Below are 14,512 nucleotides of genomic sequence, written 5' to 3' on the forward strand. Positions count from 1 at the left end.
TTGCAATAAGTACAAATACGTAGTCATCAAACATAGGAGAATTAAGGGCTTTGAACAGCGTCTTATCCCTAGACTTACAAGACTGGGATGCACCCAGCCTGATAGCTGTCCGGTTGAGGTTTAGGTCACTGGCCTTATCGGAAAACTCATGACGCTTCATCTAATTCATGCAACAAAGCCCCTCAATGACAAAAATGTAGCGACGTAAAGAAATCTCTATTTCAATCCTGTCGAAGATGCCCAGTTTGATACAGATCATTAATCAGACGAGTAGTCCTTTGATCAATGCCTTGACCAAAGAGATGATAGCTTTCCCCAATAAAGCTTTCAGTAGGCAACACCATGCCTTGTGGAGTGTTGACAATAGGAATTTTCAAATGCTCGCTCAAAATAATATGTAGTTCTTCGGCGATCTCTTGTTCTCGTAAAAATGATGTCTCCGGAATGGGAGGGTAAGAGTAAATGACATCAATATTACGACTTTGACAAATAGAATAAAACCGATTTAGGCGCGCAATATTTGCGTGAATGACTTGGTAATTAAGATTCTGCTTATCAGGCAAAACATCTTGATTATTCGCTTCGTTAAAGGGTGGGGGTTGGTCTCGGTAGATAACTAAGTCACCATATTCATTAAAATCAGATTTATTGGGGTTCTCTTTACTAACATTAAACTTCTCGTGTAAAGACTGCCAAGGACTCTTAAGTCTAGCTTGACCAAAGGAATATCTAAGCTTGATACCTAACTGTTCTAATAGGCCTTTATCAAAGAGTAAACGCCAATGCCCTAGGGTTAAATATCTAACATTTTTGGGCCTCTGCTCAATCAAACTCATCAAAACTTGAAGATTAGCTTCGTCAGCCGGTACATTCAATTGATGGTATTCAAGAGCAAGAATGACCAGATCACCAGCCTCTGAATTTTTGAGGGCTTCGCTTAACATAAAGTTAAGTCTCAAGCCGCCAATTAGGCCTAAGTTAACAGGATGATAGTCAGTTTCTTTCTCAACCAATTCTGAATTGAGGCCAAAAAGAAGATTAGAGCCTCCTATAAATAGAACTCGTGGTGATGCAGCCTCTCTGAGGCGATCGTGTTTAATATGAGTTGAAAAATAGATAGCCGATCTTTCTTTAGGGCGATCATAAATCCCTATGAAAACTAGGAGTAAAATAGATTGCAAAACAAAAAAGTATGCAAGCCTAATTGAGAAATCTCGATTTTTTTTCATCGTCTCTAAAATTGAAAATAGATGAAAGTGCCTGAAGTTCGAGTTCCTAAAGTTAAAATTGAAACGATAAATCCTGTATAGGTTAGCCAGCGAAGTGGCGAAGCGACATCCATTTTTTCAAGTACATGGTCATGTTGCCTGCGAAACCATTCAAGCAATATAAACCCGGCTAATGTAGCTAGAACTGGAAAATAGTAAGGATCAGAGTACAAAAAAGTCAGCATGTATTGATAGTTATCCGACTGCCAAAACTCCGTAGAAATAGAGTGAAGAATTTCTAACGCCTCAACCAATGATGTTGACCTGAAAAAGATCCAAGTTATGCAAATCAAGGTGAAGGTTGTAAGCATCTTTACCAAAGCAAAAGGGCTTGGCAAAAGACCATCACCTCCTGGCAGTTCCGAAATATTTTTTTGCCGACTACCAAAGCACAAAGAAGGAATAACTAGCACACCACTGATTGTACCCCAAACACCAAAAGTCCAAGCGGCACCATGCCAAAAACCGCTGATAATGAATGTAAGCATAATGTTGTAAATCTGGTGTAGCTTGCCCCGTTGATTGCCTCCTAGAGGTATGTACACATAATCTCGAAACCAAGTCGACAATGATATGTGCCAGCGACGCCAAAATTCGGCAACACTTTGTGAGAAATAGGGATAAGCGAAGTTACGCATCAAGTGAATGTCGAATAACCTTGCCGTCCCAATTGCAATGTCTGAATAGCCTGAGAAGTCATGATAAATTTGAAATGCAAAACAAACTGTACCTAGCATTAAGACAGATCCTGAATACTGATCAGGTTGTCCATAAATGACATCAACAATCATCGCTAGATTGTCTGCCAAGACCATTTTCTTAAACAAGCCGACAAGTATTTGGCGTAAACCATCTTGAGCAGCTTCACTAGAGAAAGTTCTGGGCTTGAGAAACTGGCTTAGCAAGTTTGGCGCTCTTTCTATTGGCCCGGCTACAAGCTGAGGGAAAAAACTAACAAATGCTAGGTAATCAATAAAACTGGTGGCTGCATGTAGACGTCTTTGGTAAATATCAATCGTATAACTGAGAGTTTGAAATGTGTAAAAACTAATTCCTACCGGCAGAATTACACTTAAAGTAAATGGACTGACTTGGACGCCAAGACTAAGTGCTAGAGCGTTTAGATTATCCGAAAAAAAGTTAAAGTATTTAAAAAATCCTAGCAGGCCTAAGTTAAAAACTAAGCTAAGAATAAGCATTGCTTTTCTGCTTTTGGGAGAATTAGTTCGATCAATCCAAAAGCCAAGCAAGAAATCTGCTGCGCTGGAGGCAAACATCAAAAAGCAAAACCGCCAGTCCCACCAGCCATAAAATGTGTAGCTTGCTAGAGCTAGTAATATATTCTGAAGTTTTCGCGTTTGAAGAGTCCAGTACAGAATAAATACTAGACTTATAAATACTAAAAAAGTGAAGCTCGTAAAGGTCATTTCCTTGAAAACATCTTGTTTTGAATAACTATCTCACTGGTAATCTCTTGGCCAAAGCAATGGGTATGATATATCTTACAGAGATATCGGTGGCAGCCAACAGATCGTGGGCCATTATATTTGACACAAAATCAGCCTCAGACCGTACCATTCGCAACTGAGATGTATTATCTCCCAGGCAGCCCCCAACAACCAGTCCAGGAAACTGGGCATCAGCAAGATTTGCTCGACAGTGTTAAATAACCTGGATGAAGGAGGGGGGTGGGTGGACTATGGCGAATGAGCAGCATTTGGTGATACTGCGGCAGGGAGCCGAGGTCTGGAACCAGTGGCGAGAGGAGAATTTGAATCTACCCCCTAATCTGAGTAACGCCGACCTTTGTGGAGTCGACCTCCGAGGGTTCAACCTGAGTGAAGCCAAGCTCAGTGGAGCAGGCCTGTCGGGGACAAACTTGACAAGAGCCAATCTGACCATGGCTTTCCTATTCAAAGCTGACCTCCATGGAGCCAACCTGAGTCACGCTAGGCTAAGCGAAGCCAGTCTTGGTGAGGCCAACCTGAGTGGGATAAATCTCAGTGGAGCTAACCTGGTGAGGGCTAGACTGACAGGGGCCAACGTAAGCCATGCCGACCTCAGAAGAGCCAACCTTAACCGGGCAGAACTCTTCAATGCCGATCTTAGCGGGGCAAATCTCAGCGGAGCCAACCTAAGTGAAGCGACCGTTCTCAAAACTAACTTTACCAACACAACCCTCACCGGAGCCTGCATTGCAGACTGGCAGATCGGTTCATCCACAATGCTCAATAGCGTGAACTGCGACTACATCTATCGCACCATTGATGAGCAGGGGCAGTTCTCAGATCGCCTGCCAGTACACCCCAATAGCACCTTTGCCCATGGGGAGTTCACCCAGCGATTCCAGATTCTAGCCAGTGCCCTCGAAACCATAGACCTGACCTTTACTGACGGCATCGACTGGCAGGCCTTCTTTCGAGCCTTTGAGGATCTGCGATCGCAATACTCAGCCAGCGACCTCTCTATCCAGGGATTAGAGCGCAAGGCCGACAGCTTCATCGTTCGGTTAGAGGTGAACCAGGAGGCTGACAAAGCGGCGATCGAAACCCACGCCAAACAGCTCTATGCGGCCCAACTTCAGCTAATGGAAGCCCAGTATCGCCAGCAGCTCCACGCCAGGGACAGGGAGATTGAGATTTACAAGCAGCAGAGTACCGATTTACTCGAATTGGCTAAGCTGGCAGCCAGTAGACCAATCACGGTAGCAGCGACCGCCATGGTAAACAACACCGAAGGCCCCAAATACAACCTCCAGGGTGCTCAGTTTGGCGGGAGCTTTGCTGAGACTGTGCAGGGGGATCAAATTGGCGGCGCTATCCACAACTACGGAGCCAACCTCGACGAGATCAGCCGCCTGATCACAGCGCTCCGGGAACAGATTCAGACCTTTCCCCCCGACCAAAAAGACAATGCCCTCGACTTGATCGACGACATAGAAACTGACCTCAAAAAGCCCCAGCCTGACCCAGGCCGACTGGGGCGCAAACTAAAACAGCTTGCTGCTGCCGGATCCGCCGCTGCCACCCTCGCTGGCGGGGCCGCCACCTTCTCCGGCAACCTGAATGAGTTCACCACCCATATTTTGGATTTGACTGAAAAGCTCGGTGTACCAATCGAGCTAGTTCAGCCCAGGCAGAGAACCCCGTAGTCCTAAAACAAGTAAGAAGAGTGACCGTTTGCTGTGCCAATTCACTAACTGCTCTCAAAATAAGACGACACTGGTAGCCTCTACAGCCCTGGCGCATAAAATCGAGCGCTGCATCCGCCTCCAGCGGCCCTTCCGCCTCACCTACCAAGACGTCACCTGTGGAACTTCACCTTCACCACGCCAAAATCGCCACCTATGAAGACCGCTACTATCTGGAATGCTGGTGTGATGCCAAATCCGAGTCACATAACCCCAATTCCCAAAAGGCCAAACCGTAGGGGCAAACGGTTGTTTGCCCTGCTGAATCGGGGGTAGCCGCAGACCCACTCTGGAGTTGGGTAGATTGGTTGACAATTTGACGAGTGCAGCATATTGCCCATGGTCATGACGAAGGGCTAACGCAGTTGCTCACTGTCAGAGAATGCCCATATCGTTATTGACAGACTCCCCTGCCGCAGCTATTCAGTATCTGATTCATTCTCCTCCAGTTTGTCAGAACTGATCTTGCTGCGAAAACGTGGCCATTCTCGAGGAGTCGATAACGAAGGAGAATGTTCAGGATGTAATCCTAGATACAAATCACGCTGATTAATCAACCTACCCTGTGCTTGGGTAGAAATAAAAATGCACCTGCTTTCTAGCAGCTTTTGCAGTAGCAAGAAAAAATAGCGTCTCTAGGGTTCCGACTCTGCCATCCCGTATACAAGGGAAGGTCTGAGTGCTGGTCCGAGAGAGACAGATCAACGGTCTAAGCCGTTGATTTCACGGAGGGATAAAAGCCCGGGAGAGTTTGTGCTAATCGCACAGCTTTTCTGGGCTTTTGTTTTGGTTAACTATTTAGCCTAAGTCTTTAGAGATTTCTAAGCTTGGCCAACTAAGGTGTATCGCAGCTAGTTAAAACGGAGAATGATTCCATGGTTCCACCTATATCCGTAGAGCCCATTGATTTTAAGTTATCTACCGCGCCACCAGGCAGCCTTGATGTGCAATGGATTCATGGTTCGGTTTCGCCAAAGCATAATGCCGATCCAGATATTCAAATCCATTTCTATAACGAGCACACAGTGATCATGCGGCAAAACATGGCGGTGCATTATGAGGCACCGTTTATGTTTCTGCTATTCGGAAATGATCGAGCTATTTTGCTCGATACAGGCGCGACTCGGTCACCTGAGTTTTTTCCCCTTAGGCAAACCGTTGATGACTTAGTGACTCAGTGGCTGTCTAAGCATCCCCGCGACAACTACGGTCTAGTGGTGGCCCATACTCACCTGCACCGTGACCACTTCGAAGCTGACCCTCAGTTTTCAGATCGACGCAATACTGTGATTGTGGGAAAGACATTGGAAGCTACCATTCAGTTCTATGGATTCCAGAATTGGCCGCAGGATGAAGTCAGTTTTGACCTGGGCGGGCGATCGCTCAAGGTATTGGCAACACCAGGCCATGAAGAAGCTGAAGTTTCCATTTATGACCCCTACACTCATCTTTTATTCTCCGGAGACTTAGTATATCCCGGTCGCCTCTATATTCGAGACTGGCAGGCTTTTTCCGACAGCATTGAGCGCATGATTGCTTTTTGCAAAACTCATCCCATCAGCCACATTCTGGGATGCCACATTGAAATGTCAATCTACCCCAAATTAGACTATCTCATCCGCACCAGTTATCAGCCCTATGAAAGACCATTGCAAATGACAGTGAGTCAACTTCAGTCTATAGGGGATGCCATCGCCACTATAGACAATAAAGCTGGCATCCACATTTTTGATGACTACATCATCTACAACGGGCTGCCTGACCGATATTTCAGCTACGAAAACATGAATCCCGACGCTGAGCCGGGCGATTTGTGCTAACTCAAAGCGTTAAAAGTCAAAAAACGAAGATTCAGGCAATCAGCTTATGCCCTCATCTCAGAGCAACTATTCTTGCTCCTTTCAAAACTGAAATGCATGCTCATCCTTTGTTGTCGAATCTTCGGAAAGATTAGATTTTTTGAGGCAAATTGACCTTAGAGTTTCTACCTTACCACGCATATTAATAGCAATCTTAAGTTTGTAACACAAACAACAATTCAAGATTGATTTTTGGCTTATGGTTTTATGCATGGAAATGCTTATTACTTGACACAAGAAATGCGGAATAGATCACGATCTAAAAACATGGTTGCTTCCAGGGTATAAAGATTTTGGTTGGTGGCGAGAGGATAACATTTTCAACTTCCTGCTTACCTTATTTTTCGTGATTTAAGGTAGCTTCTTGTCTCACAGATTGCCATGTGTAGAATGGTTGCTAACATCTCCATATCCAATATCGTTGGTGATCTTTGTGGCATTTTCTTCTGGTCTTTGGGCGTAGTTCGTTTGTTTCTTTAGCTTTAGTTTTAGGAGGTTTTTGATGTTTAATGCGTTCTATCAGCTCAGTCGAAAGATGAAAGCTCTAGGTTTTTGTCTATTAATTTTAGTCAGTTGTGTAACAGTGGTTGCCTGTGCTGGGACTACTACCTCCACATCTGGTGCTGGAACTATTGTGGTTGCAACAGAAAATGATTATCCGCCCTATGATTTTTTGCGAGATGGGGAGCATGTGGGCTATAATCAGGCTCTTTTAGAGCTTGTGCAAGAGAGAATTCCCCAGACTATCGACCAGCAGGTTTTGCCATGGCAGGGTATTCTTACTGGGCTGGCTTCCGGGCAATATGGTCTCACCAATGCGGCAGTTGGCATAATAGAAGACCGGGTTGATAGCCTTGACTTCACGATGCCGATTTCAGAATTCACGCACTATTTTGTGAAACGAGTTGGGGATACATCAATCTCAAGTGTTGAAGATTTTTCTGGAAAACGTATTGGCGTTCAGCAGGGTGGTGTAACAGCTCAAGTTCTAGAGACTGCTGTGAATGAGCAGCTGGCTGCCATGGGATCAGCCCCAGCTCAGGCAGTCGAGTATGAGGCATTTTCTGAGGCCTATCAGGATTTAGAAAACCAGCGTCTGGATGCGGTGATCAACAACATCGTAGCTTTGTCAGAGTTAATTAGCGAGCGCCCTGAAACGTTTGAGCTAGGCACACAAGTGGGAAACAAAATGTATGCAGGTTGGGCTGTTAGAAAGGGAAATACTGAAGTTCTGGATCCTGTGAACGCCGCCCTGGCAGAGATCAAAGCAGAGGGATTAATGCAGCAACTTCAAGAAGAGTGGTTGAAGGTGAGTTTTGATGATCTGCCGGATCAACCTATGCTGCCGGGGGATGAGCCGATACCCGCAAATTAAAACATGGGCAATTGTAGTTGATGTGCATTTATGGATTGCACCTTAGACACATCACCAATGTTCAGCTTAGAGATCGAGTATTGCCATTGATAGAGTGATTAGGGTTGTTGTTGTGAACCTCTTGCTCATGAGAAGGTTCACAACAGCAGGCATTCAAACGAGTACTGGGTTGCAGAAATATCCCAACTATCGTTGCGCAGGTGTCTTATCTACACCAAGCCTCATGCTTGCGCGACGGTGAACAAATTTACGCCGTAAAGTATTAGCGCATTAGGCGCCATATCAGCACTAAGGCAAAGGGAAGTTCGTGGACAACGTAGCGTATTTATGGCAAGGATTTTGGATTACCTGTTTGTTCTCCTTAGTCGCAACCTGCATTGGCATTCCCTTGGGCTTGGCGGTTGCTATGATTCGAGTCCAGAAGATTTGGGTGATTGGGCCTTTGTTGGCGCTATACGTTAGCTTCTTTCGTGCGATTCCAGCTATCTTGTTGATTTTGCTACTCTATTTTGGATTTTCCTCTTTGGGGTTGCGGCTTGGAGCCTTTAATGCAGGAGTTATTGCTCTAGCGCTTAATCATTCGGCCTTTGTCAGTGAGATATTTCGTTCCGCTATCCTTAACTTCCCTCAAGAACAGGTCGAGGCAGCCCGATCTGTGGGTATGATTCCCAGCCAGGTTTTTTGGCGAATTATGCTGCCACAGATTTGGCGGGGAAGTTTACCGGCTCTAACAAATGAAATTACTCTCATGGTGAAGACTAGCCCAGCCATTGGTGTTATTGGCATCACAGATTTAACCCGGCGGGCGAGCCAATTGGCCGCCAGTAATTTTCAACCTATTCCGATGATGGTTGCGGCTACGCTACTGTATGTGGTTTTGCTGCTGCTGCTGTCGCGACTAGGGGGGTGGGCCGGAACGCGTCTGCAGGAGAAGTACGAACTGGTATGAACTTGCGCTTTGAAGTCGTTCTAGATAATTTTCCTCGGTTTCTGACTGGATTGTGGCATACGATGTGGCTCTCAGGGTTAGGAATGGCGGCGGCAATGGTGCTGGGGCTACTGCTGCTGATTCCGCTCATTGCCCCACGTCCTGTGTTTCGAAGCACTGCTCAAATCTTTGTCGATGCCGCCCGGTCGGTTCCGTTTTTGCTTCTGATTTACATGGCTTACTATGCTTTGCCTCAGTGGGGGTTGGCACTTGATCGATGGACAACGGCTTTAGTCACGATCGTGATGTACAACACCGCTTATGTTGCTGAAATTTTGCGATCGGCCTGGTTGAGTATCCCAAACGGTCAAACGGAGGCAGCTCAAGCTTTTGGCTTTAATGACTTTAGGCTGTTTAGGCGCATTATTGCACCTCAGGTGCTACTGCTCTCTGGGCCATTGTTGGGCAATCAGTTCATCCAGGTGGTGAAGGATTCTGCCTTTTTAGCGATGATTACAATTCCTGAGTTGACCTACGCAGCTCGGTCAATCCAGTCGCGCTATTTGGTACCGTTTGAGTCATTTTTTGTGGCTGCGCTGATGTATTGGCTGCTATGTGTCGTGATTGAGCTAGGTGTTCAATATGTTGAGAAAGTCAGAGACAATTATGTCAGATACTAGGGCTGCGATCGCCTCTCCCCCTGCTGTACAGGTTCTAGATCTATACAAGCAGTTTGGGGCGTTGCAAGTGCTTCAGGGCATAAACCTCAAAATTATGCCTGGTGAAACTGTTTGTTTGCTCGGCCCCAGCGGTTCAGGAAAGTCGACGCTGTTGCGCTGCATTAACTGGCTAGAACCCCCAACTCAGGGACAGGTAATTATCCACGGCACGCCGATTGGCCAACGGCAAGTTGGAAATCGTACGCTTCCGATGGCTACCCGCCAACTCTCTGAGATGCGCACCCGCATCAGTATGGTGTTTCAGCATTTCAACCTATGGCCTCATTTAAGTGTTTTAGAAAACATCACTGAGGCCCCGATTCATGTTCAAAAACGACCAAAACTTGAGGTTAAAGCCGAGGCTGAAGCTTTGCTTCAGAAGGTAGGGTTATATGAGAAGCGGCATGTTTACCCGGCTCGGCTGTCCGGTGGGCAAAAGCAGCGGGTGGCGATCGCCCGAGCTTTGGCCATGCGATCTGAAGTTATGCTACTCGATGAACCCACTAGCGCCCTCGACCCAGAGCTTGTGGGAGAAGTGCTTGACGTTATTCGCAGCCTCACTCAAGAAGGGATGACCCTAATTATCGCTACCCATGAGATGAAATTTGCTGAAGAAGTCGCTAACCGCATCGTGTTTATGGATCAAGGAAACATTATTGAAGAGACTAGTCCCCAAATTTTCTTTACGCGGCCCCAAACCGACAGAGCCAGGCAGTTTCTAGAGCGCTACGTCTACGCTTAGCACAGCTATAGGCTATACGTAGACCCTGATTTTTATTGTTTTTTGAGGAGTGATTCCTGTGACTACATTGCAATCGTCCCCAGTTACTATCCCTGCTCGTCAAGGAAAAGCAACCTATTTGTCCCAGGGGCAATCGATTAAAGTGACTAACTTGCAGGGTTCCCAGGTGGTCGATACCTGGGCTTTTAATGTTAGTGACCTCAAAGAATTAATGTCAATGGAGCATACTCGGGCGTTGATCGGCAAAATCATTCCAAAAGTTGGTGACACGCTCTATACCAATCACCGCCGTCCCATCCTCAGCCTGGTCGAAGACACCTCTCCCGGCATTCACGACACGTTAATTGCTGCGTGCGATCGCTATCGCTACGAACTGTTAGGAGTTCCCAATCACGATAATTGCGCCGACAACCTACATAAGGCTCTAGGCGAACTTTCGCTGATCCCACCCGAAGTTCCCAGTCCCTTAAACTTATTCATGAATATCCCTGTCACTAAAGGGTTATACACAGAATTTGTTGCTCCGGTCAGCCGACCTGGCGACTATGTTGTACTCAAAGCTGAAATGGACTGTATTGTGGCTTTCTCAGCCTGTCCTCAAGACATCGTGCCGGTCAATGGTGTCGATTGTCTACCTACCGATGTTCAGTTCGAGATATTTTGACGATGTGCCCGACTTAACCGGTTATAGCGTACATAAACAGTTCTATTTTCAGCTGCGACTGTATTTTGAGCAGATTCTAACCACTGGAGCGAGCTGGTGCCCTTGGCGACCTGGCAACTCTGGCTCGCCCTATACCTCGTGCAGAAGCTCATACCGAAAGAGCCACTTTTTCAAGCAAGCTATCCAATCGCAGCAGCGTGTTGAGCAATACATCGGCTCCCTGGCTGCATTGCTCAGGTGAAGTATATTCGTCTTCGGCATGGCTGATCCCAGCCTGACTGGGCACAAAAATCATTCCCATGGGGGTAATGCGGCCAATTTCTTGGGCATCGTGGATGGCTCGACTGGGCATGGAGTAATGGCTGAGTTGCAGACTGTCGCAAACAGCGGCAATGGTCGATTGGATGGTGGGACTGGCCAGCGTAGGATGCACGGCGTGCTGGGGCTGCATTTGAAGGGTGGTTTGGGTCGTCGATGCGATCGCCTGAATGCGATGCTGAAGATGATTCACCATTCTGTTGATCACCGCTAGGGATAGATCGCGCAGGTCAATGGTGAGGTCTACCCGGCCCGGCACAATGTTAGCCGCGTTGGGTTGCACCGTGAGATAGCCGACCGTGGCGACCTGATCGCCCGACGGGTTGGTGGCTACGTCGTGGACGGCGGCCACCAGGAGCGCTGCGGCGTAGAGAGCATCCTGGCGCAGGGGCATGGGAGTGGTGCCCGCATGGTTGGGCCGCCCGGTGATCACCACCTGGTAGCGATGCAGGCTGACAATGCCCTGCACGACGCCGATTTGGCGCTGTACCGATTCCAGCACGCCTCCCTGTTCGACATGGAGTTCTAGATAGGCGGCCAGATCTTGGGCGGTGCGGCGGGCGGTGGGGAGGGCGTCCCAGTCGCCGCCAATTCGCTGAAGGCAGGTTTGAATCGAGGTGCCGTCTAGCCGCCGAAAGGGCTCGGGGTCATTGAGGTGAAGGGTGCCCGCCATGGCTTTACTGCCGATCATTTCCCCTTCTTCGTCGGTAAAGACAATCACCTCAATGGGATGGTTGAGTCGCTGCCCCGCCTGGTGCAGGGTGGCGACCACTTCAATGCCCGCCAGCACTCCGAGGGCACCGTCGTAGCGGCCCCCGGCGGGTACCGTGTCAATGTGGGAGCCGGTGGCCAGGGCCGGCAATGATTTTTTGCCCGCGTACCGACCGATAATATTGCCCGCCGCATCGCGGGTGACGGTCATACCGGCCTCTACCATGGCGGCAGTGACCCACTGTCGGGCGGCCAAGTCATCCTCACTGTAGGCGATGCGCCGCACCCCACCCTCGGGCAGGCGACCAATGGTGGCTAGGGCATTGAGACGCTGCTGCAGGCGATCGCCATTAATCCGCAGAGAAGTAAGCACCGCCATACAGTCGACCTCAAAACATGCCGATTTATCCTGGTCAGAAAAGCCATCGGTTCACTGTTGCAACCGCTACCGATTCAATGGCTACCCACGGAGGAGTCACGCCTAAGACCTGCCCCCCGACCCTCAAAACCCGTCCTGTAACCTACCCGTCGCCGCTAAAACAGTGCAGGCTGAACAGCTGGATTAGCCTGCCCTTGTCTAAGATGCTGGCGTTCCCTTCGGTAGAGGTCATTAACCATGAAACTGATCGGCGTAGATATTGGGGGTACTTTTACCGATCTAATTTTGGCGGATGTGGCCCAGGCTCAGACCTGGATTCACAAGGTGCCCACCACCGTCGAGGATCCCTCGATCGGCATGATGGCGGGCATTGCCACCCTCTGCCAGATGGCCCAAACTGACTACGCCGCCATTGAGCACGTGCTGCACGGCACCACCATTGCCACCAACACCCTGCTCACCCACGACGGGGCTCGCACGGGCATGATCACGACCCAGGGCTACCGCGATATTGTGCACATTGGGCGGCATCAGCGGCCCCAGCACTACTCGATTATGCAGGATATTCCCTGGCAGGCCAGACCGTTGGTCAAACGGCGCGATCGCAAAGTGGTAGCCGAACGCCTCGACCCCAAAGGTCAAGAGCTGACCCCCCTCAACGAAGCCGAGGCTCGCGCTGCCATTCTCGAACTCAAGGCCGCCAGGGTAGAGTCGATCGCCATTTGCTTCCTCAATTCCTACTTTGACTCGCGCCACGAAGACCGAGTCGCCGCCCTGGCCCAAGAGCTATTTCCCGAGGCATTTATTACCACCAGTGCCAGCATCTTCCCGCAGTTTCGCGAGTTTGAGCGGTTTACCACCGCCTGCATCAATGCCTTTGTCGGCCCTAAGGTGAAGCGCTACATCGACAACCTCAGCCGCCGCCTAAAGGAGCAGTCAGTGCGGGGCGAGCTGCACATAATGCGCTCCAACGGCGGGGTGGCTACCGCCGAAGTGGCCGGAGAACAGCCCGTTACCCTGCTGCTGTCGGGGCTGGCGGCAGGGGTGCTGGGGGGTGCTGCCGCCGGAGAGCGGTCGAGCCGCGATCGCCTGATTACCTTTGACATGGGCGGCACCAGTACCGATATTGGCCTGGTGACCGAGCGGGGCTTTGCCGAGGCCACCGCCCGCGACACCTGGATCGCCGGTTACCCGGTGATGGTGCCGATGATCGACGTGCACACCATTGGGGCCGGGGGGGGCAGCATTGCCTACGTCGATGACGGCGGTGCCTTTCGGGTGGGGCCGCGCAGTGCCGGGGCCGAGCCGGGGCCGGTGTGCTACGCCAAGGGCGGCACCGAGGTCACCGTCACCGACGCCAACGTGGTGCTCAACCGCCTCGACCCCGAACACTTTTTGGGGGGCGAAATGGCCATCCATCCCGATCGCGCCTTTGCGGCGGTGCAGGCCCTGGCTGACCGAGTGGGGCTCGATCTTTACGAAACTGCGGCGGGCATTGTCACCATCGTCAACAACAATATGGCCAACGCCATTCGCTCCCGCACCATTCAAAAGGGGCAAGACCCGCGCCAGTTTGCCCTGGTGGCCCAGGGGGGGGCTGGGCCGCTCCACGCCGCTGAGGTAGCCCTCTCGCTGGGCATTCCCGAGGTGATTGTGCCCCGCTACCCCGGCATTACCTCCGCCATGGGGCTGCTCACCACTGACCTCAAGCACGACCTGATTCAAAACGAGTTTGTGCTCAGCAAGGCTCCTAACTTGGAAAAGCTCAACGCCGATCTGCGATCGCTAGAAGACCAGGTCAAAGCCCAGCTGCGGGCCGACGGCTTTAGCGACGACCAGATGACGCTGCAACGCTTTGCCGACTGTCGCTACGTGGGCCAGGGCTACGAGCTGCGGGCGCTGATTCCTAGCGGCGAGCTGGCAGAGGCCACCCTGCAACAGGTGTGGCAGCAGTTCCACGAGTTGCACACCGCCGAGTACGGCCACGCCTTCCCAGAGAATGTGGTGGAGCTGGTGACCCTGAGGGTGACGGGCACTGGCCCCATGCCCAAGCTGGCGGGGCTGCCCGTGCCCACCGAAGGCGACGTCAAAGATGCCTGGCTCAAAACGGCGGTCACCTACTTCCGCGTCAAGGGCCAGCTAGAGAAATACTCGACCAACTTCTTTGAGCGCGATCGCCTGCCCGTGGGCGGCGAGATCGAAGGGCCAGCGGTGATTTTTCAAAAAGACTCGACGATCTTGCTGCCGCCCCACAGCCACACCACGGTGGAAGCTAACGGCAACCTGTTGATTCGCCTGGCCGCAGAATCGGCGGTGGATCAGCGGGTCGCCATCGAGGCCGCCGTAGGCTGAGATCCGC

The 14,512-nt window shown here is 50.2% G+C and carries 11 protein-coding genes and 1 riboswitch; of the genes, 8 read left to right on the plus strand and 3 right to left on the minus strand.

Features of this window, described 5'->3' with window-relative positions; translation table 11 throughout:
* Positions 1-221 precede the first annotated feature (221 nt).
* Positions 222-1,181 carry a hypothetical protein gene (locus AC0QKW_RS05020; protein WP_473149961.1) on the minus strand — a complete coding sequence of 320 codons (960 nt, stop codon included), beginning with the start codon at positions 1,179-1,181 and terminating at the stop codon, positions 222-224.
* Positions 1,182-1,234: 53 nt separating this feature from the next.
* A complete protein-coding gene (locus AC0QKW_RS05025) occupies positions 1,235-2,695 on the minus strand; it encodes an MBOAT family O-acyltransferase (protein ID WP_473149962.1) in 1,461 nt (486 codons plus the stop codon).
* 272 nt (positions 2,696-2,967) lie between these two features.
* On the opposite strand from AC0QKW_RS05025, the gene AC0QKW_RS05030 reads away from it, so the two are divergent.
* The 7 genes from AC0QKW_RS05030 (at position 2,968) to AC0QKW_RS05060 (ending at position 10,745) form a co-directional block, all read left to right on the plus strand.
* Positions 2,968-4,419, plus strand: a complete 1,452-nt coding sequence (locus AC0QKW_RS05030) for a pentapeptide repeat-containing protein (protein ID WP_473149963.1) — start codon at positions 2,968-2,970, stop codon at positions 4,417-4,419.
* Positions 4,420-5,082: 663 nt separating this feature from the next.
* A riboswitch (guanidine-I (ykkC/yxkD leader) is annotated at positions 5,083-5,208 on the plus strand.
* 125 nt (positions 5,209-5,333) lie between these two features.
* On the plus strand, positions 5,334-6,278 hold the full coding sequence (locus AC0QKW_RS05035) for an MBL fold metallo-hydrolase (RefSeq protein ID WP_473149964.1): 945 nt from the start codon (positions 5,334-5,336) through the stop codon (positions 6,276-6,278).
* A gap of 541 nt (positions 6,279-6,819) precedes the next feature.
* Positions 6,820-7,692, plus strand: coding sequence for a transporter substrate-binding domain-containing protein (locus AC0QKW_RS05040; protein WP_473149965.1), 873 nt, complete (start codon positions 6,820-6,822; stop codon positions 7,690-7,692).
* A gap of 307 nt (positions 7,693-7,999) precedes the next feature.
* Entirely contained in the window at positions 8,000-8,641 is a 642-nt protein-coding gene (locus tag AC0QKW_RS05045) for an amino acid ABC transporter permease (protein WP_473149966.1), read from the plus strand.
* Positions 8,638-9,300, plus strand: coding sequence for an amino acid ABC transporter permease (locus AC0QKW_RS05050; protein ID WP_473149967.1), 663 nt, complete (start codon positions 8,638-8,640; stop codon positions 9,298-9,300). The genes AC0QKW_RS05045 and AC0QKW_RS05050 overlap by 4 nt, the downstream gene beginning before the upstream one ends.
* Positions 9,287-10,081 (plus strand): amino acid ABC transporter ATP-binding protein, encoded by a 795-nt coding sequence (locus AC0QKW_RS05055; RefSeq protein WP_473149968.1) that lies wholly within the window; start codon positions 9,287-9,289, stop codon positions 10,079-10,081. Before AC0QKW_RS05050 ends, AC0QKW_RS05055 begins: the two co-directional genes overlap by 14 nt.
* A gap of 58 nt (positions 10,082-10,139) precedes the next feature.
* Complete coding sequence (locus AC0QKW_RS05060) at positions 10,140-10,745, plus strand: DUF1989 domain-containing protein (protein ID WP_473149969.1); 606 nt, start codon at positions 10,140-10,142, stop codon at positions 10,743-10,745.
* Between the two features lie 148 nt (positions 10,746-10,893).
* Here AC0QKW_RS05060 and AC0QKW_RS05065 read toward each other — a convergent pair whose 3' ends face one another.
* Positions 10,894-12,153, minus strand: a complete 1,260-nt coding sequence (locus AC0QKW_RS05065) for an allantoate amidohydrolase (RefSeq protein WP_473149970.1) — start codon at positions 12,151-12,153, stop codon at positions 10,894-10,896.
* 237 nt (positions 12,154-12,390) lie between these two features.
* Between AC0QKW_RS05065 and AC0QKW_RS05070 the strand changes: the two genes are divergently transcribed.
* A complete protein-coding gene (locus AC0QKW_RS05070) occupies positions 12,391-14,505 on the plus strand; it encodes a hydantoinase/oxoprolinase family protein (RefSeq protein WP_473149971.1) in 2,115 nt (704 codons plus the stop codon).
* Positions 14,506-14,512: the final 7 nt, after the last annotated feature.

It is taken from the genome of Pseudanabaena sp. PCC 9330, from assembly GCF_055795045.1.

Bases quoted from the DNA above. Each gene is read 5' to 3' on its own strand.
- AC0QKW_RS05050 (WP_473149967.1), top strand. From the start codon at position 8,638: ATGAACTTGCGCTTTGAAGTCGTTCTAGATAATTTTCCTCGGTTTCTG.
- AC0QKW_RS05025 (WP_473149962.1), bottom strand. From the start codon at position 2,695: ATGACCTTTACGAGCTTCACTTTTTTAGTATTTATAAGTCTAGTATTT.
- AC0QKW_RS05030 (WP_473149963.1), top strand. From the start codon at position 2,968: ATGGCGAATGAGCAGCATTTGGTGATACTGCGGCAGGGAGCCGAGGTC.
- AC0QKW_RS05055 (WP_473149968.1), top strand. From the start codon at position 9,287: ATGTCAGATACTAGGGCTGCGATCGCCTCTCCCCCTGCTGTACAGGTT.
- AC0QKW_RS05040 (WP_473149965.1), top strand. From the start codon at position 6,820: ATGTTTAATGCGTTCTATCAGCTCAGTCGAAAGATGAAAGCTCTAGGT.
- AC0QKW_RS05070 (WP_473149971.1), top strand. From the start codon at position 12,391: ATGAAACTGATCGGCGTAGATATTGGGGGTACTTTTACCGATCTAATT.
- AC0QKW_RS05065 (WP_473149970.1), bottom strand. From the start codon at position 12,153: ATGGCGGTGCTTACTTCTCTGCGGATTAATGGCGATCGCCTGCAGCAG.
- AC0QKW_RS05035 (WP_473149964.1), top strand. From the start codon at position 5,334: ATGGTTCCACCTATATCCGTAGAGCCCATTGATTTTAAGTTATCTACC.